This window comes from Pseudarthrobacter sp. 10T415 (assembly GCF_056394175.1).
Genome location: NZ_JBFTHJ010000005.1, coordinates 153201 through 175546 on the forward strand (window position 1 = coordinate 153201; position 22346 = coordinate 175546).

Below are 22346 nucleotides of genomic sequence, written 5' to 3' on the forward strand. Positions count from 1 at the left end.
TTGTGGCGCAGCAGGCCGAGGTCCATGGCGAGGTCATGGCTGAACTGGCGGACGTCCTTGGCTCGGCATCGTTTATTGGCGGCCCGGCCGTTGCTGCGTTCGAGACTGCGTATGCGTCCTTTCTGGGAGCACGTCACTGCATTGGGGTGGCGAACGGAACGGACGCATTGGAGCTGGCACTGCGGGCAGCGGGTGTGACGGCCGGCGGCGAGGTCATCCTTCCGGCAAACACGTTCATCGCCACGGCGGAGGCCGCGAGCCGGATTGGAGCTGTACCGGTTCCGGTGGACGTGGATCAGGAGTACCTGCTGATCTCCCCGGAAGCCGTGGCCGCGGCCGTGACGCCGCGGACGCAGGCGATCGTCCCGGTTCACCTCTTCGGGCAGACGGCCTTCATGGAGCAGTTGATCCCGGTGGCTGAAGCCTGTGGGGCTGCGCTGATTGAGGATGCGGCGCAGTCACAGGGGGCTACACGCTTTGGCCGCCACGCCGGCACCTGGGGACTCGCTGCGGGAACCAGTTTCTACCCGGGCAAGAACCTCGGGGCGGCCGGGGACGCCGGCGGCGTACTGACTGACGATCCCACGATTGCTGCCACGGTCCGGATGCTCGGCGCCCACGGCAGCCTTGAGAAGTACCGGCACGACGCCGTCGGGATCAATTCCCGCCTGGACACGGTCCAGGCCGTGGTGCTCAAGGCAAAACTGGCCCGGTTGCAGGGGTGGAATGCGTTGCGCCGGGCCGCCGCGGAACGCTACTCGGCCCTGCTGGCCGGTATTCCCGGGGTCGTGCTGCCGCGGGAGGCTCCCGGAAATTCGGATGTGTGGCACCTATACGTGGTTCGGGTCCCGGACCGCGACGCGGTTCTCGCAGCCCTGCAGGCGGCGGGGATCCAGGCCGGCATCCACTACCCGGTTCCGGTACACCTCAGCGGGGCGTACGGGTCCCATGGCTGGGTTGCGGGTTCGTTCCCTGTTGCCGAGGAGGCTGCCGGCCAGATCCTGTCCCTGCCCCTGTATCCGCACATCACCGCGGAACAGCAGGAGCGGGTGGCCGGGGCCCTGGGGGACGCGGTGCGGCCTTGATGCAGTCCTCGGGGAGCCCCCAGTGAAGCGTCCCGCGCCTTCCGCTGAACCAGTAAACGTTCAACCCGGGGCCGGGTTGCGGAGGCCGGGCGCCACTACCGCCCTCGCGTGGAGCCTGCTCAACACTGGCCTCGCCAAATTCGGCACCCTGGGAATCGGGATCGTACTGGCACGGCTGCTTGGTCCGGAATCGTACGGCAGCTTCGCCGTGGCCATGGTGGCGTTGCTTGCGGTCCTTACTTTCAACGAATTGGGCGTCAGCCTCGCTATCGTGAGGTGGCCCGGGAACCCCGCACTGATCGCTCCCACGGTTACCACCATCTCCATTGCCAGCAGCGTCGTGATCTGCGGTGCCGGCCTCGTTGCAGCCCCCTGGTTTGCCGGGTTCATGGGCGATCCCGAATCGACTGGCGTTGTCCGTGTCATGGTCTGCTGCGTCCTGGTCAGCGGCGTGGTGGCCACGCCCGCAGCGCTGATGCAACGCGCGCTTGACCAGAAAATGAAAATGCTTATTGACCAGGTGAATGTGTGGACGGGTGCCGTCGTCTCGGTGTGCCTGGTCCTGGCCGGCCTCGGCGCGATGAGCCTTGCTGTGGGCCGCTTGGCGGGAACTGTTGCCGCCGGCGTGCTGTTTGTCGTCAAATCCCCGTTGCCCCTGAGGGTGGGTATGGACCGCGCGTACCTGTTACCCCTGCTCCGGTTCGGCCTTCCCCTCGCAGGGACCAGCATCATCGTCTTTTGCGTGGGCTACCTGGACCAGCTCATTACAGGCAGCACGTTGGGGCCGGTCATGTTGGGGATGTATGTCCTCGCGTTCAATCTCTCCAATTGGCCTGCGACTGTCTTTTCACAGCCCCTGCGCAGCGTGGCGCCAGTCGTTTTGGCCCGGCTTCAGCACGACAGCGGGAAAATGCGCACAACTGTTACAGCCCTCATTGGCGTCTCGGCGAGTGTGGTCTTCCCTGCCGTCACACTGCTGGCGGCCGAGGCAGACGCCATCGTTCGGCTTGTGTACGGGGACGCGTGGGCCAACGCCGCCGCCGCACTGTTTTGGCTTGCAATGCTGGCAGGGTTCCGTATCCTCTTTGAGCTGCTCTACGACTATCTTGTGGTGGCCGGGATGACGGGCTCCATCATGTCCATCCAGGTCTTCTGGCTGGCAGCCCTGGTGCCGGCCCTCTTCTTCGGTGCCGCCGGGGGCATTTCAGGGATAGCCCTGGCCCAGTTCGCCGTGGTTGTGGCGCTGGTCTTTCCCTTGTACCTGTGGCGGCTGCGGACGGTAGGACTTCATCCGGGCCTTGTGCTCCGCCAACTCCTCCTTCCGGCTACGGGTTCAGTCATACTGCTGGCTCTGTCCGGGCTGCTAAACCTGATGGACCTGCCGGCTGTGTGGGCACTGGTCTTATCCGGTATCGCTGCAACATTGGTCGCCGCAGGCCTGCTCTGGTTGAAGCGCTCCGACGTGGGCATCCTGAAAAAGTTGGGAAGGAGCGGCGGCCTTGGAGACCATTAGCGGGAACAGGGAAAACTTCCAGGCCCTGGTCCACCGGGCATCACGGCTCGCTGCGGCCGGACAGTGGGAACGGGCGGCAGTCCAAGCCCAAATCGCTGCGCGCTTCGCGTGGACGGATCACACCGGCCTCTTTGCCAGCCAGGAGCTGGAAGAAGTCCTGGGCCTCATCCGCCAATCGGTTGAACCGCCCCCTCCGCGATTCCTCGCCAGGACTTCGAACGTCCGTCGGGTTGTCCACGTGGCCACGCAGGTATACGGCACCGGTGGACACACCCAAAGCATCGCCCATTGGATCAGGCAGGATCAGGCTTCGCGGCATGAGCTGGTCGTCACCAGGCAGGGAGGCTCTGACGTCCCGGACAAGATTGCGTCCTGTCTTCCGGACAGCGAAGCACTGACGTTGCTTGACCGTATGGCCGGAGGACTGGTCCATCGCGCGGCTGTGCTCCGGCGGATGGTTGCTTCAGCCGACGTGGCCGTAGTGCACGCGCATCCGCACGATGTGGTGCCAACCCTTGCTTTGGGACTGCCCGGGTTGCCGCCCGCGGTCTTCGTCAATCATGCCGATCATGTCTTCTGGCAGGGTACGTCGGCTGCCGGCGTCGTCCTGTGCCTGCGCGAAAGCGGCAGGGACCTGGCCGTTAACCGCCGGGGAGTCGAAGCCGGGCGCTGCGTCGTAGCCAACAGGCCACTCGAACTCCACGGGCTCACCGGGCCCGCTGCGACTCGACGGTCGGCGCTTCGATCGGACCTCGGGGCCCGGGAAACAGACTTCGTTGTGGTCTCTGCCGCGGCCGGCAGCAAGTACGACCCCGTGGGAACAGACTCCCTGATAGGACTTTTTCAGGCATTCCTGGTTGAACGGCCAGGCTCCCGGCTGATTGTGGCCGGACCTGACCCGACAGGAATCTGGTCCCGGGCTGCCGAGGCAACCGGTGGCCGGATCCAAGCGCTCGGCAGGTTGCCGAACATCTCCACCCTGCTGGGTGCCGCGGATGCCTACGTTGATTCCTTTCCCTTTGCGTCCCTGACATCCCTGCTTGAGGCAGGATCACACGGCCTCCCGCTAGTAACGTTCAGGGGACACCCTGAAGACTGCGCCGTACTCGGTTCCGATTCACCCGGCCTTGACGGCCTTCTCCTGGCGCCGACGGGTCCAGCTGAATTTGTTTCCGTGTTGAAAATGCTGTCGGATTCCCCATCGTTCAGGGCAACTCGCGGGGCCGCCGTCCGAAAGGCAATTATTGACACGCACAGTCCCTCAGCCTGGCAGGAAACGGTCCGCGGGGTCTACGCCGCGGCCGGCCGTGCGGGATCGACACCCATTGTCACGGGTCCCACTCCATGGCGGAACGGTCCGCTGGACCGGATGGTTGCAAAAGTGCAGCTGGAAACCGGGTATGCCGGGATGGGCGCTGCCGTTGCCGACAGCCTGCCGTTCCTTGCAGCGCCCGAAAGGGTCAGCCGATGGGCTGACCTGCGTGTGTCGCAGTCGTTGAGTCCCACCCAGCTGCTTCCAGACCGTTTCCGGTGCTGGCTTTCAGATGCACGCAGGCGCTTCACGCCAGCTTCATAGCCAAAGGTATGGACCTGGGGTTCCGGTAATACGCGCTGGCGGCTTCCACACCGGGTCCGGCCAGGATCCAAGCCCCAGTAGTTTGGTGGAATCCCAGCAGGACCCGTCTTCCCTGCAGGGCCTGAACGGCACTCCGGATCGTGGCGCCATTGACGTTCGTGATGGCCACGGTTGAACCGGGGTGGTGCGCGGCCACCAGGCCGGCCAAGGTGGCTTCGTCAGCGGTGAAGAAGCTGAACCGGACGTTGCGCCGGGGCAGCTCCAGGGGTCCGCCCATCCGCCGCGACCCACCATGGTTGGGGTAGACACTGATCACCGAGGCCTCAATGACCCCCGCAGAGGCGCAAATCTCGTCAATATCCCGCCGAAGGTCCCCCAGGACCGTGGGCAGGCGCAGGGATGAGTTCTTCCTCAACCGGTAGGCAGCAAGGGACTCCCGCAGCCAGCGGTACCGCCACTTATGGGCGCCGAAAGGAGCGCGAAGGGCTTTGATGACCCGGACGGGCCGCTTGACCGTGCCGCAGGTGGTCATGATCGGAAGCTGGTCCGGGTACGCCACCGCGATATGTTGATGCGCTTCGGCCAGGCGGTGAAGATTTATGGTCAGGCTATTGTGCGTCAGCGGAATGTCCGCCACGACAACCCGTTTGCCCAGGGTCCTGAGTCTTGCCCCGTATTCGACGGCATAGGCGTGCCACGAAAGATCGATCTCCTGGCTGATGGGATAAAGCCGGACCTGCTCCTTACGGGCCATGAAGAGAACCTCATCAAGGCTGTCGACTTCCGCCAGTGCCGGTTCATGCTCGCCCGAAAGAAATGTACGGTCCCGTATGAGTCCGAGGAGGCGGCCGTCCCGGGTAACTCCCGTTGCTCCGGCCATGCCCAGCGACTCATCCTGCATGAGCGCGGCGGCAGCTTTTTCCAGCGCAGGGATGGAGTGCAGGTAAACATCCTGATGGACAAAGACAACCACGTCGTTTCGCGCCAGGGACGCCCCGTAGTTCAGAGCCGCTCCGGCTGATGAGAACCGTTGGGTCGTGTTGTCCATGGGCAGGTATTCGCTGCCTTCAGCTTCGAACAGGCCGGCCTCCACGGAAGGCGACAGACACTCGCTGAGCACGCGGGGATCGTTGTAGACACAAATGATGGAAACGGGCACACGCGGCCGCGTTTCAACGCTGCGCGGGGACACCTGAACCCCGTTCCTCGTAGGAAAGTGTGTCGGGCACCATCAGGGATGGATGGTCGTCGTCGGGCAAAAAGGCGAGCTGCGGCCCAAGTGCGCCTTCCCTGTGGACAGCCGACGCCGGCCTGTGTCCGCCTGGGCGGGATTGGCTCCGCCGCGCCTGCCGTGGGGATTCCGTCGCCCCGGAGGCCCTGGACGCCCGCGAGTTCTCCGCCAACCGTGCAATGGAGACTGCTCCAAACATGAGGATGACGCCACCAATGAGCACTACAACAAGCGAACGAAGACGGCTGGAAAACTGCTCTGTGGCCTTGCTGGGCGGATCGATTTGGAGAGCTGTGAAGAGGTAGCGGTCATCGGCTCCGTTCACCCTTTGCGCATCCCGGAGCTGGGTAATAAGTCGTTTGCCCAATGTCTCCGCGGTGGTGATGGCGCGTTCTGGACTCGAACCGGTCGCTTCCATGCGGATCAGCTGGCCGGCTCCCGTGGTGGCCGGCAGGGTCACTGTGTAGTCGGGGGTCTCGCCATCTTCCTTGAGGAAGTCAATGACATCGGTGGAGCTCATTTTCGTCGCCATAACCTGCGTTATCAACGAACTGTCAGCAGAACGCAGATACGGGTTGTCCGAGTTCAAGGCAGCCAGTGCGGGATCGCTTCGCATTTCTTCCGTGCTGGGGAGCCGGGGTGTGACCAGTACGTAGACCGTCGACGCCATGTAACTCCGGGGCGCGAAGAAAAAAACGTAGCCCCCTGCAATCAGGGTAAGGACCAAAACCGTAAACATGGCCAGCTTGTGCCGCCACAAAACTTTGAGGACCGAGACGGGGGTCATGGTTGCCTTTCTGATTCTGCAGGGTGGGCACCCTGCCGGTTGGTGGTCGGCCTGGACGTCCGCCGTTCGTCAGCCACGAGCAGCCAAACGGTCCCGGATAGCCCGACACAAAACGGATAGATAAGGGCCACCACGGGGAAACCCAGGAAGTCGAAGGCCGCTGAGGCGGGGGCGGCGACCAGGCAGGAGGCTGCTACCGCACCGGCAAGGGTTTTCAGGCGCTCCGCTTTCGCCTTGAACGCCGCCGTCCAAGCAGCAATCCCGGGAACGACCATGTAGGCAAGCAGCGCCAGGAATCCCGGTACGCCCATTTCAACGATGGTCTTGAGGTACTGGTTATCCAGGACCTCAATAGCGTTGCGGGTGAGATACGCCCCCGGCCCTATCCCAAGCCAAGGCCTGGCCGACATCATGGCCTCCACCCTGGGATAGTCCTCAAGCCTGGCCGTGATGGAAGTATCCGCCGTCCCTGCCGTGACAGTCCCGAACAACGTCGCCACGAATCCGGGCACCGCCAGAAACAGGAGGACTGCCGCACCCAGGAAACCAAGGACTGTCCATTGTCTGGATCGGGACGGAAGAAACGGCAGGAACACGAAAGCCACCGTCAATACGCCCAGAACCGCAGAGCGGGAAATTGTTGCAGCTATGGCGAACACGATGAGTCCCGTGCCCGCCCAGTGCATCCACTTACGCCCTGTGTGATCGTAAAGCGCCCGCCACAGTGCGAGGGGAAGGAGCATCGAGGCGATGACGCCCAGTTCAATGGGGTGGAAAGTACTGCCCGCAACCCGCAGGAAACTTCCCCGTTCCTGGAAGGGCTGGTTTCCGCCGTTGTCCTTAAACCCTGGCATCAGCCCTTGAAACCAAGCCATCGGGTCCGCATGGGCAACAAATTGGTAGGCGGCCACCAGGCTGCAGAAGACAGCGCCGAACAAAAGGGCCCTCACCAGCTGCATGGCAGCGTCGACAGTCCTCGTTGTCTCGGTCGTCATCAGGACGATCCCGGACGAAGCAACCATGAGCAGCATCCAGCGGTCCGCACTTGCACGGGTGGCATCGGTCGATCCGCCGCTTATTCCCACGTACATCGCGGCATAAGAGGCGCACGAAACCACGAACAGCGCCGCCAGGACGGCCCGGCCAGGATGTTCGCGGTCGATCGTTTGGTGCAACCCAAACATGACCGACGTGGTCCACAACGCGAACACCAACAATGCCAGGACATGCGCTACGTAGCCGGCTGCTCCGAGCGGTTCCAGAACCATGTTGGATGGAAATATGAAGCACGCCGCGGCCGTTGCACGCAGCAGAAGGGGAGTTCCCTGATTTCCGTAGCCGAACTGGGTGGGGGCATCAATCAGGGCTGTCGGCCGCAGCGCTGGTTCGATCCGCAGATGCTTTCCCACATCCCCCACTCTTCCCGTTCAAACAGGCACAAAGCGCCGTTTACGGCCAATGTCGTGAGTGATATCTTAGCCACAATTCAGTCCTTTTAACCCTGCATATTTCCGCAAACTTCGTGCAGGTATAGGCCTGATATTCGCGATCGGGGAAATAGTGTGAAAGCCAAATTTGAACTCCGCAATGGTTTATACAAAACAATGTGGAGTTCCGCAAAGTCGATGTGGAAAAGCGCAATCATAATGGCGTTTATTCTGGCAGCGTCCTACATTTCACCCAGTGCGCGCACTGACGTCCCGGCGTCGGCGCAGGTACTCCTGCCGCCGGGAATCTCACTCCATCCGATCGACGGGGGCACCGCGTATTACGGCAGGTTTTCTCCATCCCTACCGGATGATCCCGGGTTCTTCCCCGTGGGGGTCTGGTTTGAAAGTGTGCTGAGTGACGTGGATATTGCGACGGACCGTGCCGCCGGCCTGAACACCTATGTGCAGCTCACCGATGATTCGAACGTGGATTTAGTGAAGTCGAACGGCCTGCACGCTTTTCCGTCCACCACGAAATCGGGATCTTCAGGTTTTGTAATCTCCGACGAAGTTGACATGTGGGGTGGTGGCGGGAACAGCAATTGGACCGGCCGGACGCAGGGCGAGGGCATCATTTGCGATCCCCCCGATTCGGCCTGTGGCTACACGATACAAGAGTCCCTGAAATTACAGTTTCCGCGCCAATCCCTGCTCTACGCCAATTACGGCAAGGGCGTGACATTTCATCTCAAGGATTCCGAAGCAGCACAATTTGTCAACCAATACCAGGATGTGGTGTCCGCGGACAATTATTGGTTCACGGACCCCTATATCTGCAGTCCGGTGGAAGGCGGTGCTGTCTTCGCTCCAGGCCGCGACCTCAGCGACGAAGAGTGCCGCACCGCAGCCCATTACGGCTGGACCGTTGACCGGGTACGCTCACTTGTCCAACCCGCCGGTTCAAAGCCCGTCTGGGCCTTCGTCGAAGTTGGCCAGCCGTTCTCCGATCCTGCTTCGCCCCCCATAAGCCCGGCGCAAGTGCACGCTGCAGTGTGGAGCAGCCTCATTCACGGCGCACGGGGCATCGTGTACTTCAATCACAATTTCGGCGGCACGTGCCTGTCGCAGCACGTCCTTCGCGATGAGTGCGGCGGTGACGTGCGTCCTGCCGTAACAGCAGTGAACCACCTCATCACCAGCTTGGCTCCAGCGCTGAATGCGCCTTCCATAACAGGCCTTATCACCAGCGGCACGCCAGGCGTGGATATGTTGGTTAAGGCCAGCGGCGGACACCTCTATCTGATGGCAGCTTCCACCCGCAACGAGCGGAGGGACGTTGCTTTTTCCCTCGCCTGCGGTTCGCCGGAGCAGGTCACTGTCCTGGATGAGGGCAGGACCATTTCCATGTCGGGCAAGACTTTTACGGATACCTTCGACGACGCGAACGCTGTCCACGTTTACCGGTTCGACGGTGGGAGCTCCTGCAACCTCGGTATCAACTGATGCCCTGCCCCTGGGATACGGTGTCCAACCGTGCGCCGTTGCCGTGACTGGCGCCCCTTGGCAGGCATCATCCTTCCGGCTTAGCGGGAGACATGCCACGGGCCCGCGACGCCTGCTCGGCTCGTCGCGGGCCCGCGGTGGGGCAGTATTGCTAGGGAGTTGCTACTTCCACGTCCACCCAGTAGTTCGTGGAGTTCCATGTATTCGTCGGAAAACCACCAGCCCCGTAGAGGTAGACGCCGTTCCCGCCGCTGGTGCCTTCAGCGAGTCCGTGCAGGATTCCCCTGTCAGCAGACTTTCCGGCAAAGAATGCACCGTCCGCCGAGTAGAAACCGTTGGGGGCCACATAGGAAACCACATAGACGGTATTGGCGGTGATGGGAATTGGCGTTGCAAAGGTGGCCCGCTGCCAGCCGGTGGCCCCTTCGTTGGTAAAGGTTACTGAGCCAAGAAGCTGCCCACCGGAAGTCCATAGCTTGCCGATATGCGTTCCGGTGTTCTGCGGCCCCTTGTAGAACCTGACGGCTGTGACATTGGCATTCGTATCCGCCTTGAATTTCATGCCAAGTTCTACTGCGGAGTTGTCCTGGACGGTAACAGTGGACGGAACCGCCGCGGAATCGAAAACAGTGCACGGGCAGCCTGCCGTTGGCTGCTGGACTGTTGTAAACGACCAGCTGAACGGCGCCGCCATGGCCTGTCCGTTGCTTCCCTTCGCCCCGGAGACTATGGCGGTAAAGGTGGTGTTGTAGCCCAACGATGCCGTCGGAGTGAAGACGGACGTGTTCGTGAGGCTGTCATACGTGAGCGTGCCGGGGACGCCCGCGTTGGACGCATCCCTGACATTGAAAGTCACGGTACTTGGATCAACCGCGCGATCGTATGTTGCCTTGACCGGACTGGCAGTGGCGACGTTCGTTGCCCCTGCTGCCGGCGACGTGGAAGATACCGTGGGCACTGTGGCCGAGGACGACCCATTGAGCACCACGTCAACCCAGTAGTTCGCGTTGTTATAGCTGTTCGATGGAAATCCAGAGGTGCCATACCGGTAGACGCCGTTCAACCCATCCACTCCGCTGGCGAGTCCATGGAGCGGGTAATTGTCCACGGTGCTGTTAAAGAACTGGCCGTCCGCCGAGTAATGCCCGTTAGGCGCGAAGTACGAAACTATGTACGTCGTGTTGGCTTGGATGGCTACAGGGGTGCTGAAGTTGGCCTGCTGCCAGCCGGAACCGGACTCTCCTGTGAACGTAACGCTCCCCAGCAACTGGCCACCACCTGTCCACAGATTTCCGGTGTGGGTACCGGTGTTGCTTGAGCTCTTGTAGAAACGGACCCCCGTGATGTTGCCGGCGATATCGGAGCGGAACTTCATCCCAAGCTCAACCGCTGAGCCATCAGGTTGATCGATGGTCCCAGGCAGGGTACCGGCCGCAAACACAGAACACGGGCACGCCGCAGTGGGTTGAGCGGCTGTGGTGAATGTCCACGAATAAGGTGCAGCCATCGCCGTCCCAGCAGAGTTGGTGGCACCGCTGACCGTGGCAGTGTACGTGGTGCTGAAGGCCAGTGCACTGCCTGGTGTGAAGGTTGCGGTGGTTCCGCTGTACGACACGCTTCCCGCCACCACCGTGGCACCTGTTTGGAGTTTGAACGTGATGCTGCTTGCGGTGACGGACTGATTGAAGGTCGCCGCTGGAGCCGTGTTGACACCCACACCCGTCGCCTTATCTGTCGGAGCCGTGGACAACACGGCCGGTGGTGCCGCTGCCGCTGCGGTCGTGAACGTCCAGGTGTACGGCGCGGCCATGGCCTGTCCCGTGGAGCTGACGGCTCCACTGACCGTGGCGGTGTACGCCGTGCTGAAGGCCAGTGCGCTGCCCGGTGCGAACGTGGCCGTGTTGTTAGCGGAGTTATAACTGGTGCTTCCCGCCACCGCAGCGTTGGAGGGACCGGTCAGGGTAAAGACAACCGAGGAGGGGACCACAGCCTGGTTGAAGGCGGCGGATGGTGTGGCAGACACCGCCACACCAGTGGCCTGGTTGGCCGGCGACGAACTGCTCACTGCCGGCGCAGGCGGTGGGGCCGTCGTCGTGAATGTCCAAGTGTAGGGACCAGTCATCGTTTGGCCCGCGGCATTGGTGGCTCCGCTTACTGTCGCAGTGTAGGTGGTGTTGTAAGCCAGGGACGACGACGGGGTGAACGTCGTTGTTCCCGAACTGTAGGTAGTGGTTCCGGGAACCAGGGAAGCGTCGGGCTTCTTCAGCGTAAACACAATGCTGCCCGCCGTTACCCCTTGGCTGAAGGTCGCGGAAGGAGCGGTGCTGACCGGCACGCCCGTTGCGGCGTTCGCCGGAGAGGTTGAGGTGACCGAAGGTGGCGTTGAAGTGGCAGGCATGAACCGCACATCAACCCAGTAGTTTTCGGCGTTATATGAAGAACGCGGGAAGGCACTTGCTGCGCCATACGTGTAAACCCCGTTTCCCGAGCTCGAGGTGTTCCGAAGGCCATGCAGCACACCGCTGTCCAGGGAAGAGCGGCCAGCCGGCATGGGAGAGGGATTCGGGTACATGAACCCGGCCGCTTGGGCATAGTGGCCTTGCGGGGCGAAATAGGAAACCACATACGTCGTATTGGGCGAGACAGCCACGGGGCTTGCGAAATTCACCGTTTGCCAGCCGGTCGCCGTCTCACCGGCAAAAGTAGCCGTGGCGAGCCGGGTTCCGTCTGACGCCCACAGATTGCCCACATGGGTACCTTTGTTAAGGCCTGACTTGTAGAACGACACACCGTTGATCGTTCCCGGCACGTCAACCGTGAATTTCATGCCGACTTCAACGCTGCCACCGTCACCGGAGTCCGGCACGGCGGGCACCACGCTCGACCCGAAAACGGAACAGGGGCATGAGACGTTGACGGTGGCGCCGGAACCTGGCACTTCGGTATTGCCGGAGTCATCCGTGGCCCGAACTTTTATGGAAACCGACGGGCTGCCGTGAACTGTCCAGCTGTAGGTCCAGTTGGTGGTCCCGCTGGCCACGCGCCAGGTGCTCCCGCCGTCCGTGGAAAACTCAACGCCGGCCACCACCCCGCCTGCATCAGATGCTGTCCCGGAGACCACCAGGTTTGAACCATCAGCAAGCGTCTGGCCATTCAATCCCGCCGTGATCACAGAGACGGGGGCGGTTGTATCCGTCGATTTCGTTGCCCCCACCAGGCCCGTGAGGAGTGTCGAGGGTTGGACTCCCATATCTGCGAAGAGGTTCACCGTGGCCTGCTGCATGTTCTTGTCCGGCGAGCTGGTGGGAATCGTAAAGTTGTCCAAGCCATAGGCCCATTGGACCGTTCCTGCCCCGAACACGAGGGCACCGCTGGGGGCCCGGTACATCATCAGGTTGTGTGTCTGGCTCGATGGGGCGGTGGTGCTGCCGTAGTCCGTGAAGGCTTCCGGCACAGAAACTGTGGTGGATGAGAGCTTGAAGGCACCGGCGGGCCTGAAACCGTTGTCGGCATCAATGTCCCACTCGTATCCCAGCGTATCGAGGCCGCTTCCGAGGGTGAGGGACTGGGTGCCGGTCAGCCTTGCTGCAGCGGTATTCCGCCACAGTCGAAGCGCCGCGTATTGGGCCGGAACCTTGATATCCGCTGATCCGGAATTCACCAGGAAGAATTGGCCCGTCAGCGAGTTCTCCGGATTCCCGCCGCCGGAAGCCGTCCCGAAACGCGGATCCCGCCAGGTTCCGGTCCATTCCACCGGGTCCACAGGAGTGTTGTAGTGAGTGTCCTTGTAGCTGACCAAGGTGCGCCCGGAAGTTTGGGAAGTATCGATGGATGCCTCCCACCGGGTTCGCCAGAAAGCCTCATTGCCGCTGAAGAAGGCCAGGCTCACCCCGGCATTTCGCGCTGCCTCAACATTTGAGCGTTGAGTTCCACTCCAGTACTCGTCATGGCCCGATGAAATGAAGACCTTATGGTTCTTCAGCAGGTTTCCCTTGGTTGCTGTGTCGAGTCCGCTCATGTAGCTGACGTCGTATCCATTTGCTTCCAGGAACCGGATCATGGGGTATTCGGTATCCATCAGCCAGCTGTGGCCAAGGTCGCCCGTAGAGAGGAAAGGCCTGTTGTACGACACCTTGAAGGCGGATTTGTATGCCAGTGGATTCCCCGTGGGGCAGGCGACGGTACAGCTGTAAAGGCTGTTTCCCCCGTAGGTGTTGTAGGCCTGCCACGTAGTGTCCGATGTTTGCACGACGATGCCACTGTTGCCTGCGTCGTTGCGCACCACGAACGGAACCATGCTGTCCCCGCCGGTGTCATTTCGTACGAGATGTGCGAAATACACGCCCGAGACCGCTGTTGACGGGACGGTCCACGTAGCAGAGACAGCCCAGTTGCCGCAGTCGATCAGTCCGGTACCCTGCTGTGTCAGGCAGGCCGGCTGCGACTGAGGGAGATTCACTTTGAGTGGAATGTTGGCCGCTATTTTCCGCGCCCCGTCTCCCTTGTAGTAACCGAAGCGGAGAATATCAATGTGGTAGGCGGAGGCAGGTGTTTTCACCTTGAAACTGATGGCCTCGCCAATATTCACACTCATTGCAGTGCCGAAACCCTGAATGCTCGAATCTCCCGATCCCGTGACTTCCCAGTCAGAGGACGGGGTCCCGGGCAACGAGTTCTCACAGGCAATGGCATTGGTAATGGGTGGAGTGCACGCGTCCGCGCGGGCGGCAGGCGCCGTAACCACCACGGACGCAAACGACAGCGTGGTGGCGATGAGGATCAAAACCAAAGTGCTCGCTGCCGAGCGAAGGGTGCCCGGGGTGAAACTCGATGTCGAAAACACGTTAACTCCATCTTGAGATGCGAATAAGCAAATCTTCGGACCCGGCGTGAAAACACCCTGGCCGCATTGGGGAGGACCGGCAGAGCGGGAACGTCAGGTTCGGCTGCTTTCGTCCCGCTCCCAGGATCCGTGGGAACTCGGCAAAAGGCGGCCCAGCAAAGCGAAGACGGCATACACGGACCCATCAACAGCCGAGGAAGGACTTTTGATGGAAGCGGCCAGTTCCTGAAGTGTTCGCGCAGTGTGGGCACTTTGGGGATGGGGCAATTCGGAATTGCTGCGATACGTGCGCTTCAAAACCGTCAGGAGTGCCCTGCCTGTGCGCGGCGTCCTGACCGTCACGGGCGGGCATTCAAGGACTGCTTTTTCACTGTCCGTGAAAAGCCCGTCGAGGTAGCAGTCCTCGGCCGCCAACTCCGGGAACCGGCCCAAACGCTGGTGTCCGTCCCGGTTCAGCCCGTAGACCCCTGCGCCCCACATCGACGCGGACGCTTGAGGTAGGCGGTTACGTGCCCGGTAGTACGCGCGGACACTCCAGGATGCACCAGCAGTGTCGTACGTGAAACGCGGCCGGGCACAGAGGACCCCACCACCGGAAAGTGCTTCAAAGGTGGCGCGCAGGGCCTCCACCGGTACTTCAACGTCTGCGTCCACGTACATCCGGGGCCAGAGCGTAGCCACCTCGTCACCAGCATTAAGGGCGGCAGGTTTCGATGCCTCGGCTACATCAATCACGCGGACCCCTGGCACCGCCTGCGCGATGGCCGCGGTCCCGTCGGTGCACCCGTTGCAGGCAACTATTATTTCCACGTTGCCGCTCTCACGGGGAAGCGTGAGGGCTTCCAACGCCCTGCCCAATACCGAGGCCTCGTTGTGGGCCGGAATGATCACGGCTCCGGCGGGGATATCCTCCCTCTGCAGGCTGGAATAGCTGGCCGCGTGGGGCAGGGCATCCCATCTCTTCTTCCTTGCGACCAGTCCCAGCGTGCCTCTCCGGCCCGGCAGTCCCATCCGCAGAAGGGCGGAGAGAACCACCATCAGGTGAAAGGCCATTGCGTAGCCGGCATCGTGGTGTTTGCTGGCGTAGCGGACCTTGTTGGCCATCATGAGGGCGTCCAGGGCCGCGGAACGCCCGGAACCGCCTCGCGAATGCAGCATGGCAGCCTTCGGCTCGAACCACACCGTGCATCCAATTTCGCGCACACGGTGCAGGTAATCCGTTTCTTCGGAGTAGAGGAAATAGCTCTCGTCCCATGGGCCTACGGATGCGGCGACGTCGGACCTGATGAGCAGGGCAGCGCCGGTGGCCCAATCCACCCTGTGGGCGTGAACGTAGCCTTCCGCATCGAAATCCATTTCCGAAAGCCACCCGGGGCGCCCCGGGAACCTGCTTCCGCAAAGGGCGTCACCCATCGCCCGGAGGATGCTCGGTTCCCGGCGCAGGGATGGATAGACGGTGCCGTCCGGGTCCCGAAGGACGGGCACCACAACGCCTGCCCCCGTTCGGGCCATGGAGGCGCGCAGCACACCAATCGCCCCCCGCGTGACCTGGAGGTCCGGGTTGAGCACCAGGTACGTGTCGGCCGTTCCCGCCCTGGCCATGGCCGCATTGATCCCGGCCGCGTAGCCGATGTTGCCTCCCGTGGCGAACGCATCGACCCCGGCATAGCGTGCGGCCATGGTCAGGGTCAGCGGGTCAGGCGAGTTGTCCGCGACCACCACTTTGATGGATTGTTCCCCGGTTTCGGGGCACAGGCTGTCCAGGAGGCCGCAGATGTCTGAAGCGCTGTTATAGGTAACCACCAGCACTGCCACGTCGGCATGTTCGGTGACCGGCGTGAAGCCGTCGCGTGGCACTGTTCGGCTCCCCGGGGCCGCAGTGCTTCGCGGCTCGGCACCTGCCACGCTCCCGGTTGCTGGTAGCGCGGACGTTGCGGCAGTTCCGCCGCTGAATCGCTGGAGCTTAAGGTAAGCCTCCGGCCCGTCCACCAGGTATCTCTTTGCCAGCCGACGCGGTTCCATGGCCAGCCGCCACGCCCATTCCAGGCCCGCGTTGGCAACACGAACCGGCGCGCGGCGTATGTTGCCGGCCAGGAAGTCAACCACAGCCCCGAAGGCAAGCAGTACTTTTGCGCCGGTCAGGGCTCCGTACTCTGAGATCCACAATTCCTGCCGGGGCTTGCCAAGGCAGACCACAAGAATGTCCACGCCTGATGCACGGATGTCCGCGATGAGCTGCGTGCACTCAGCCCGGTCAGTAAGGTCCTGCCGTTGGGGAGTCCACCACCCGGCTATGCGGAGCGCCGGCCGATCACGCCGAAAGCGCTCGTGAGCCATTTGCTGCGCCTCGACGCTGCCTCCGAGGAACCCAACGGACAGTCCGTTGCGATCCGCCCCGTCGAGTAGCACGTCGATGAGATCGCTGCCTGCGAGGCGCGGCCAGGAGCGTCCGGTCAGGCCTTCCGCCTTGGCCACCAGGGGGGCACCATCAAGCAGGGTCAGCCAGTTAACCGGGGCAAGATCCAGGCACCCCTCCCATCGGCCGCCCGACCCGAAATGGTTCACGTGGTCGAGGTTCGCCGAGAGTACTCCCAGTGGCGTCTGACCGGTGGCGGCATGGTCCAGGATCGCGGCGACGGCCGCCTCCTGTGTCATGAGGTCGACGCCGACTCCACCGAGTACGGCTTTCCCAGACCCGCCGGCCGGGTCTCTACGCCGCCCTCTTGGGCTCCTTCCAGGAGCGAACAGTCCAAATAATCCCAGTACTGTGCCGTGCCGGCGGGACTTTCCAGGTGCAGACGTCATCTCATGGCTCCAAAGTCGCGGCACGACCAGGGAAAGTAGCCGGAACCGGGGTCTGCACTCCCGTCTCCGCCTGGCCGGCAGAAGCCGGCACCCCGTCGCGTCAGTCAGTTAGGACGAGGACCGTTGGGTAGGACCGTCTGGTCCCGTAAAAGCGGTCCGGAACCGTGGACCGCCTACCCTTGGGGCTCCCGTATGGCACCACCGTAGGGGCGGGTACTCTTCCCCACTAGGCGCAACCAAACACCGTGTGGGTACCCGCACGGAACATTGTGGGCACCCCGGCGGAGTACTTAGAGAGCCGTGCGGAAGAACAACTCGGCCACGGAGGCCAGGCGCCAGGGATCCTGCACACCGCACAGCTCGCGGGCGGAGTGCATGGACAGCAGGGCCACACCCACGTCCACGGTCCGGATTCCCAGCCGCGTGGCGGTCAGGGGGCCGATGGTGGAGCCGCACGGGATCGCGTTGTTGGACACGAACTCCTGGTAGGGCACACCCGCTTCACCGCACAGCCGGGCCCACAGCGCCGCCCCGGGTGCGTCCGTGGCGTACCGCTGGTTCGCATTGATCTTCAGCAGCGGGCCGCCGTTGAGCACGGGGTGGTTGGCGGGATCGTGCCGCTCGGCGTAGTTCGGGTGGACGGCGTGGCCGGCGTCGGCGGAAACACAGAACGACGCCGCCAGGGCCTGCCGCCGCTGGCTCACCGAGGCGCCGAGGCCGTCGGAGATCCGCACCAGCACGTCCTCGAGGATGGGCCCGCAGGCACCGGAGCGCGAGTTGGAGCCGATCTCCTCGTGGTCGAACGCGGCCAGAACTGCAATCGGAGCAGCAGAGTCAGGGGAGCCGGAACCGGACGAAGCATGGGCAATCAGCGCCGCCAGTCCGGCGTGCGTGGAGGAAAGGTTGTCCAACCGCCCGGATGCGAAGAACTCACCCGATCCCCCGAAAACCGCAGGTGCCTGCGTGTCCGCAATGACGACGTCGTACCCTCCAATGCCTGAAGGATCAACGGAGGCGCCTTCCACGGAGGAGGCCAGGACCCGCAGGACGTCGAAGTCTGCCGGGTTGCCCAGTCCCCACACCGGGTTCATGTGCCGCTGCTTGTCGAGCGTCAGCCCGTCGTTGACGGCACGGTCCAGGTGGATGGCCAGCTGGGGGAACCGCAGCAGCGGTCCGGTGGCGGCCAGGTGCTCGGTGCCGTCCAGCATCACCAGCCGGCCGGCCAGCCGCAGCTCCCTGTCCAGCCAGGAGTTCAGCAGCGGGCCGCCGTAGACCTCCACCCCGGCCTGCAGCCAGCCGTAGGCGCCGGTGGTGGGCTTGGGCTTGAGCTTGAAGGACGGCGAATCCGTGTGGGCGCCCAGGATGTGAAACCCGGTGGTGGGACCGGCGTGCTCCGGAACCACCCAGGCGATCAGTGCGCCATCCCTGATGATGAAGAATTGGCCGGGACCGCCGTCCCACGGCTCCAGCTCGTCCAGCCGGGTGAATCCCGCCTCCGCCAGCCGGCGTCCGGCCTCGTGGGCCGCGTGGAAGCTCGACGGCGACGCGCTGACGAAAGCGCCAAGGTCCTGGATGTGGTCTGTGGCAGGGGATTGGTTAGGCATGCTCCCGAGTCTAGATGGTGACGTTGAGCCCAGCCGTGTAGCCCGCGGCCGCCGAACCTGCCATCGTGGCCAGCTGGTAGATGCCGCCGTCGTCACCAAACACGTTGTCTGACTGCAGGGTGGTGCGCTTCATGTTGGTGACGCTGCGTTCGTATCCGGCCGTGGCGTAGACGTCGTCGCATGCGGCCTGGGTGAGCGCAATCTGCGAAACCGCCAGCACCTGGCCCGCCGCCGTCGCGTTGTTCATGGACTCGAACACCTCAAAGTGGATGTGCGGCCACCGGCCGGAGTAAGCGCCCGGGAAAATGGACGTGAACGTGACCTGGCCGTTCGAATCGGCCTCCTGGACTCCGCGCAGGTAGTTCTCATTGGTGAGGCTCGAATCGTACATGGAGTACTTTCCGTCCCGGTCGCAGTGCCAGGCATAGACGGCGGCGCCGGCCATGGGGGTGCAGCCGTTGGCGTTGTCCAGCAGGGTCAGCGTAAATGTCAGCGGGACGCCTTCGGCGGTGGCGGAGGCTGAGCCGAAGCTGGAGGTGATGTCTTTGCGGACCACTCCAGACGCTTCGAGGACGTTGGGGCCGTTGGAACCGTCCCCGGGGAACGGTCCTGCGGTTTCCTGCGGGATCTCCACACCGCATTCGGCAATGGCGCGGGTCAGCGTGGGGGACGGAGTGGCGCTGGCGGAAGTCGCCGCGGACGGGGAAGCGGACGCCGTGGCGGAGGCGGTGGAAGCGGACGACGCCGGCTGGCTGGCCGTGGAGGAACCGCCCGGCGTGCAGGCAGCCAGGGCAGCCGCGGCACCGCCGGCGCCAAGGAACAGTCCCAGCGACCGCCGACTCAACATCGTGGACAGGTCGAACTCCAGCCCCCGGTCGTGGTCTGGGTGGGGCTGTTGTTCCTCAGGGCCGGATTCATGGGGCGGAAGCAAAGTCATGAGTCCATCAAAGGGCCTGGCCCTATGTCCTGCATAGGGCCTTCCTGTGAACCGGCTGTCAGTAGTCGGGGTTGCTGGGCACCACCAGCCCGGTTTCGTACGCGTACACCACCGCCTGCACCCGGTCCCGGAGGTGCAGCTTGGTCAGGATCCGGCGCACATGCGTTTTCACCGTGGCCTCAGACAGGAAGTACCGGTGCGCGATCTCGGCGTTGGACAGCCCCTCCGCCATGGCCTCAAGCATCTCGGTTTCCCGCGGTGTCAGGTCCCCCAGCAGGGGGTCGGGAGCCTGCGCGGCGGGGGCCGGGGCTGCCGCACCGCGGACGTACGTTTCCAGCAGGCGCTGTGTGACCCTCGGCGCCACCACTGCGTCCCCGCTGGCCACCACCCGCACGGCGTGGATGAGTTCCGACGGCGCCACGTCCTTGAGCAGGAACGCGGACGCCCCCGCCTGGAGGCCGGCGAAGGCGTACTCGTCCACATCGAAGGTGGTGAGGATGATGATGCGGGCCGGGGACCCTTCGGCAGTGATGGCGCGGGTGGCTTCGATGCCGTCCAGCACCGGCATGCGGACGTCCATGAGCACCACGTCCGGGGTGAGGTTCCGGACGAGCTTGACGGCTTCGGCGCCGTCGGAGGCTTCGCCCACGATGTGCAGGTCGTCCTCCCCTTCCAGGATCAGGCGGAATCCCATCCGCAGCAGGGGCTGGTCATCCACCAGCAGGACGGTGATCGGTGCGTGTTCAGTCATGCCTTGCCTTGCAGTTCGGGGGGTGCGGAGATCGGTTCGGGTCGGTCATCGGCCGGGCAGGTCAGGACCGCGTGGACGCGCCAGCCGCGCCCGCCCGGTCCGGCGGTCACCGTACCGGAGTAGATCCGGGCCCGCTCGGCCATGCCGGCGAGCCCTTGTCCGGTCCCGAACGGCAGGCCCGATCCCGTCGATGCGTCGGCCTGGGCACCTCCGTCATCGGTGCGGTGGGCACTCCCGCCTGCGCCGTCGTCGTGCACGTCAATGGTCACCATGGCGCCCTGCCGGGCGATGTCCACGTCCACCCGCCCCAGGGATCGCCCGTAGCGGAGCACGTTGGTGAGCGATTCCTGGACGATCCGGTACACGGTGAGCTGGAATGCGGCATCGTTGGGCAGCGCCGGGCCAGTATGCGAATAGTGCAGCGGCAGCCCGGCGGTGCGGAAACCCTCCAGCAGCTTCGCCAGGCTCTGCCCCGCCGCCAGCGGAGTCCTCGGGGCGGCCGTTCCGGCGTCGTCTCGCAGCACGCCCAGCACCCGGCGCATGTCCGCCAGCGCTGTCCGCCCCGTCCGGGACAGTTCGCCCAGCACCTCGCCGGCCCGCTCAGGGCTTTTCCGGACCACGACGCCGGCGCCGTCCGAGAGGCTGATCATCACCGTCAGCGAGTGGGCAACCACGTCGTGCATTTCCCGGGCGATCCGGTTGCGTTCGTTGACGGAGGCAAGCCGGGCGGTCCGCGCGGCCCACGCGGCAACCTGCTGCTCATGTTCCCGGCGCTGCTTCACACCGATGCCGATGCCCGTGGCGATGACGTTGGACAGTGCGATGGTGGCACCGGTGGCGATGCTGGTGAGCAAGTGGAAGTCCGCCGGGTTGGCCCCCTGGTCCTGGACGAAGGAGTTTTCCATGGGCCCGACGGCGGCCAGCAGGTAGAGGAGGGCGAGCGGTGCGGTGGCTGCCGCCATGGTGATGAGCGCGAAGCGCCGGGTGTGCACCACCGCCACGGAATATAGCGAGAACCACAGGCCCGTGGACACGTTGGACCCCCAGGGGTGCAGCAGCGTCACGGCGACTTCCATGACCGCCACGAAGGCCACCAGCCCCACCGGGTGGAAGCGCCGCAGGAACAGTGCCCCCGCCACGGTCCCCAGCAGCGCAGCGGCCAGCCACTTGCCGGAGACCAGGGCATCCACGGCGGTGGGAGCCACCAGGAGGATGTAGCTCAGCGCCACCACGGCATCCATGACGCGCGGGTGTTCGTAGAGGTAGCGCCGGATCCTGCCCCGGCGCCTCTCGTTAAGCTCGGCAAAGGACGCGGCGGCCTGCCAGTTGCCGGCGACCAGCGCGTCCTTTGCCGTTGATGCTTCGTTCATGCTGTCCGTAGGGTCAAACGTCGCGATTCTTGAGCACGATCATTGCCGGCACCAGGAACAGCAGGACGTATCCCAGGAAGAGCAAGCCGCCCTGCCAGGGGTCGATGTAGGCGTCGATTTCGCCGATGGCCAGGAAACGGCCGCCCGCTTCGCTCGGAATGTACTGCGGCACGTACTTCCAGAAGTCGCCCGGGATAAGTGAGGCAAAGCCCGCCGCGATGGGGATGACGAAAAAGATGCCCACCAGCACGGTGATGGCGCCGGCCGAATTGCGCAGCAGGGTGCCCAGGGACAGGCCAATGAGGGCCACGCCCGCCACGTACAGCCCGCCGGTGAAGACGCTGTAGATCACGCCGTCAGTGGACCAGGAGAGGTCAAGCCCCAGGCCCTGGAACATGGGGACGGACAGCAGGAAGGTGACGGCACCGGCCACCGTGGTGATGACGTAGGACACCACCGCCAGGATGATGGCCTTGGCCGCGAAGGCCGGGGTGCGGGCCGGAACGGCGCTCATGGTGGAGCGGATCATGCCGGTGGCGTACTCGGAGGCCATGAACAGGACAGCCAAGGCACCAAAGATCAGGATGCCGATCTGAAGCCCTGCGTTGGGCAGGTTGTACAGGTCGAGGCCGGAGCCCGGCGGCATGGACTGCTCCAGCATGTCAGAGGACGGTTCCAGCCCCTGGGCCCTGGCGTTGGCGGCCATGGAATCGAGGATGTTGTAGCGGACGAACGCGGTCAGGACGCCGACGCCGATGATGGCTGCGAACGTCAGCACCAGCAGGATGCGGGTGGACAGCAGGGAGAACAGCTTGATCCATTCGGAGCGCAGGACGCCGCCGAAGCTCAGGCTGTGCCGGGTACCGGCAGCGGAACGCGACGCGGGGGCGTTGTTGATTGTTGTGCTCATG

Annotated in this window: 14 protein-coding genes; 3 read left to right on the forward strand and 11 right to left on the reverse strand. The window is 63.7% G+C overall.

Annotated features, from left to right (window positions below; genetic code table 11):
• Positions 1-35 precede the first annotated feature (35 nt).
• On the forward strand, positions 36-1085 hold the full coding sequence (locus AC1DBN_RS09615; RefSeq protein ID WP_477723107.1) for a DegT/DnrJ/EryC1/StrS family aminotransferase: 1050 nt from the start codon (positions 36-38) through the stop codon (positions 1083-1085).
• Positions 1086-1107: 22 nt separating this feature from the next.
• Positions 1108-2598, forward strand: coding sequence for an oligosaccharide flippase family protein (locus AC1DBN_RS09620; protein WP_477723078.1), 1491 nt, complete (start codon positions 1108-1110; stop codon positions 2596-2598).
• Positions 2599-3061: 463 nt separating this feature from the next.
• Here AC1DBN_RS09620 and AC1DBN_RS09625 read toward each other — a convergent pair whose 3' ends face one another.
• The 4 genes from AC1DBN_RS09625 to AC1DBN_RS09640 all read right to left on the reverse strand — a co-directional run bounded on the left by AC1DBN_RS09625 (position 3062) and on the right by AC1DBN_RS09640 (position 7610).
• Positions 3062-3301, reverse strand: coding sequence for a hypothetical protein (locus AC1DBN_RS09625; protein ID WP_477723079.1), 240 nt, complete (start codon positions 3299-3301; stop codon positions 3062-3064).
• Between the two features lie 856 nt (positions 3302-4157).
• Positions 4158-5333 carry a glycosyltransferase gene (locus AC1DBN_RS09630; RefSeq protein WP_269457148.1) on the reverse strand — a complete coding sequence of 392 codons (1176 nt, stop codon included), beginning with the start codon at positions 5331-5333 and terminating at the stop codon, positions 4158-4160.
• Between the two features lie 13 nt (positions 5334-5346).
• Positions 5347-6192, reverse strand: a complete 846-nt coding sequence (locus AC1DBN_RS09635; RefSeq protein WP_477723080.1) for a YveK family protein — start codon at positions 6190-6192, stop codon at positions 5347-5349.
• Positions 6189-7610 (reverse strand): O-antigen ligase family protein, encoded by a 1422-nt coding sequence (locus AC1DBN_RS09640; protein WP_477723081.1) that lies wholly within the window; start codon positions 7608-7610, stop codon positions 6189-6191. The genes AC1DBN_RS09635 and AC1DBN_RS09640 overlap by 4 nt, the downstream gene beginning before the upstream one ends.
• A 144-nt stretch (positions 7611-7754) precedes the next feature.
• On the opposite strand from AC1DBN_RS09640, the gene AC1DBN_RS09645 reads away from it, so the two are divergent.
• Entirely contained in the window at positions 7755-9125 is a 1371-nt protein-coding gene (locus AC1DBN_RS09645; protein WP_477723082.1) for a hypothetical protein, read from the forward strand.
• A gap of 151 nt (positions 9126-9276) precedes the next feature.
• Here the strand turns inward: AC1DBN_RS09645 and AC1DBN_RS09650 are convergent, their stop codons facing one another.
• The 7 genes from AC1DBN_RS09650 to AC1DBN_RS09680 all read right to left on the reverse strand — a co-directional run bounded on the left by AC1DBN_RS09650 (position 9277) and on the right by AC1DBN_RS09680 (position 22345).
• The gene (locus tag AC1DBN_RS09650) at positions 9277-13719 is read right to left on the reverse strand and encodes a DUF4082 domain-containing protein (RefSeq protein ID WP_477723083.1); all 4443 of its coding nucleotides are present in this window, start codon (positions 13717-13719) and stop codon (positions 9277-9279) included.
• 342 nt (positions 13720-14061) lie between these two features.
• Complete coding sequence (locus tag AC1DBN_RS09655) at positions 14062-16623, reverse strand: WecB/TagA/CpsF family glycosyltransferase (protein WP_477723084.1); 2562 nt, start codon at positions 16621-16623, stop codon at positions 14062-14064.
• A gap of 440 nt (positions 16624-17063) precedes the next feature.
• Positions 17064-18377 carry a M18 family aminopeptidase gene (locus AC1DBN_RS09660; protein WP_477723085.1) on the reverse strand — a complete coding sequence of 438 codons (1314 nt, stop codon included), beginning with the start codon at positions 18375-18377 and terminating at the stop codon, positions 17064-17066.
• A gap of 10 nt (positions 18378-18387) precedes the next feature.
• Positions 18388-19314, reverse strand: coding sequence for an intradiol ring-cleavage dioxygenase (locus AC1DBN_RS09665; protein WP_091716903.1), 927 nt, complete (start codon positions 19312-19314; stop codon positions 18388-18390).
• Positions 19315-19372: 58 nt separating this feature from the next.
• Complete coding sequence (locus tag AC1DBN_RS09670; protein WP_091716905.1) at positions 19373-20065, reverse strand: response regulator; 693 nt, start codon at positions 20063-20065, stop codon at positions 19373-19375.
• Positions 20062-21435 carry a sensor histidine kinase gene (locus AC1DBN_RS09675; protein ID WP_477723086.1) on the reverse strand — a complete coding sequence of 458 codons (1374 nt, stop codon included), beginning with the start codon at positions 21433-21435 and terminating at the stop codon, positions 20062-20064. The genes AC1DBN_RS09670 and AC1DBN_RS09675 overlap by 4 nt, the downstream gene beginning before the upstream one ends.
• Positions 21436-21448: 13 nt before the next feature.
• Entirely contained in the window at positions 21449-22345 is an 897-nt protein-coding gene (locus tag AC1DBN_RS09680) for an ABC transporter permease (protein ID WP_091716907.1), read from the reverse strand.
• Position 22346: the final 1 nt, after the last annotated feature.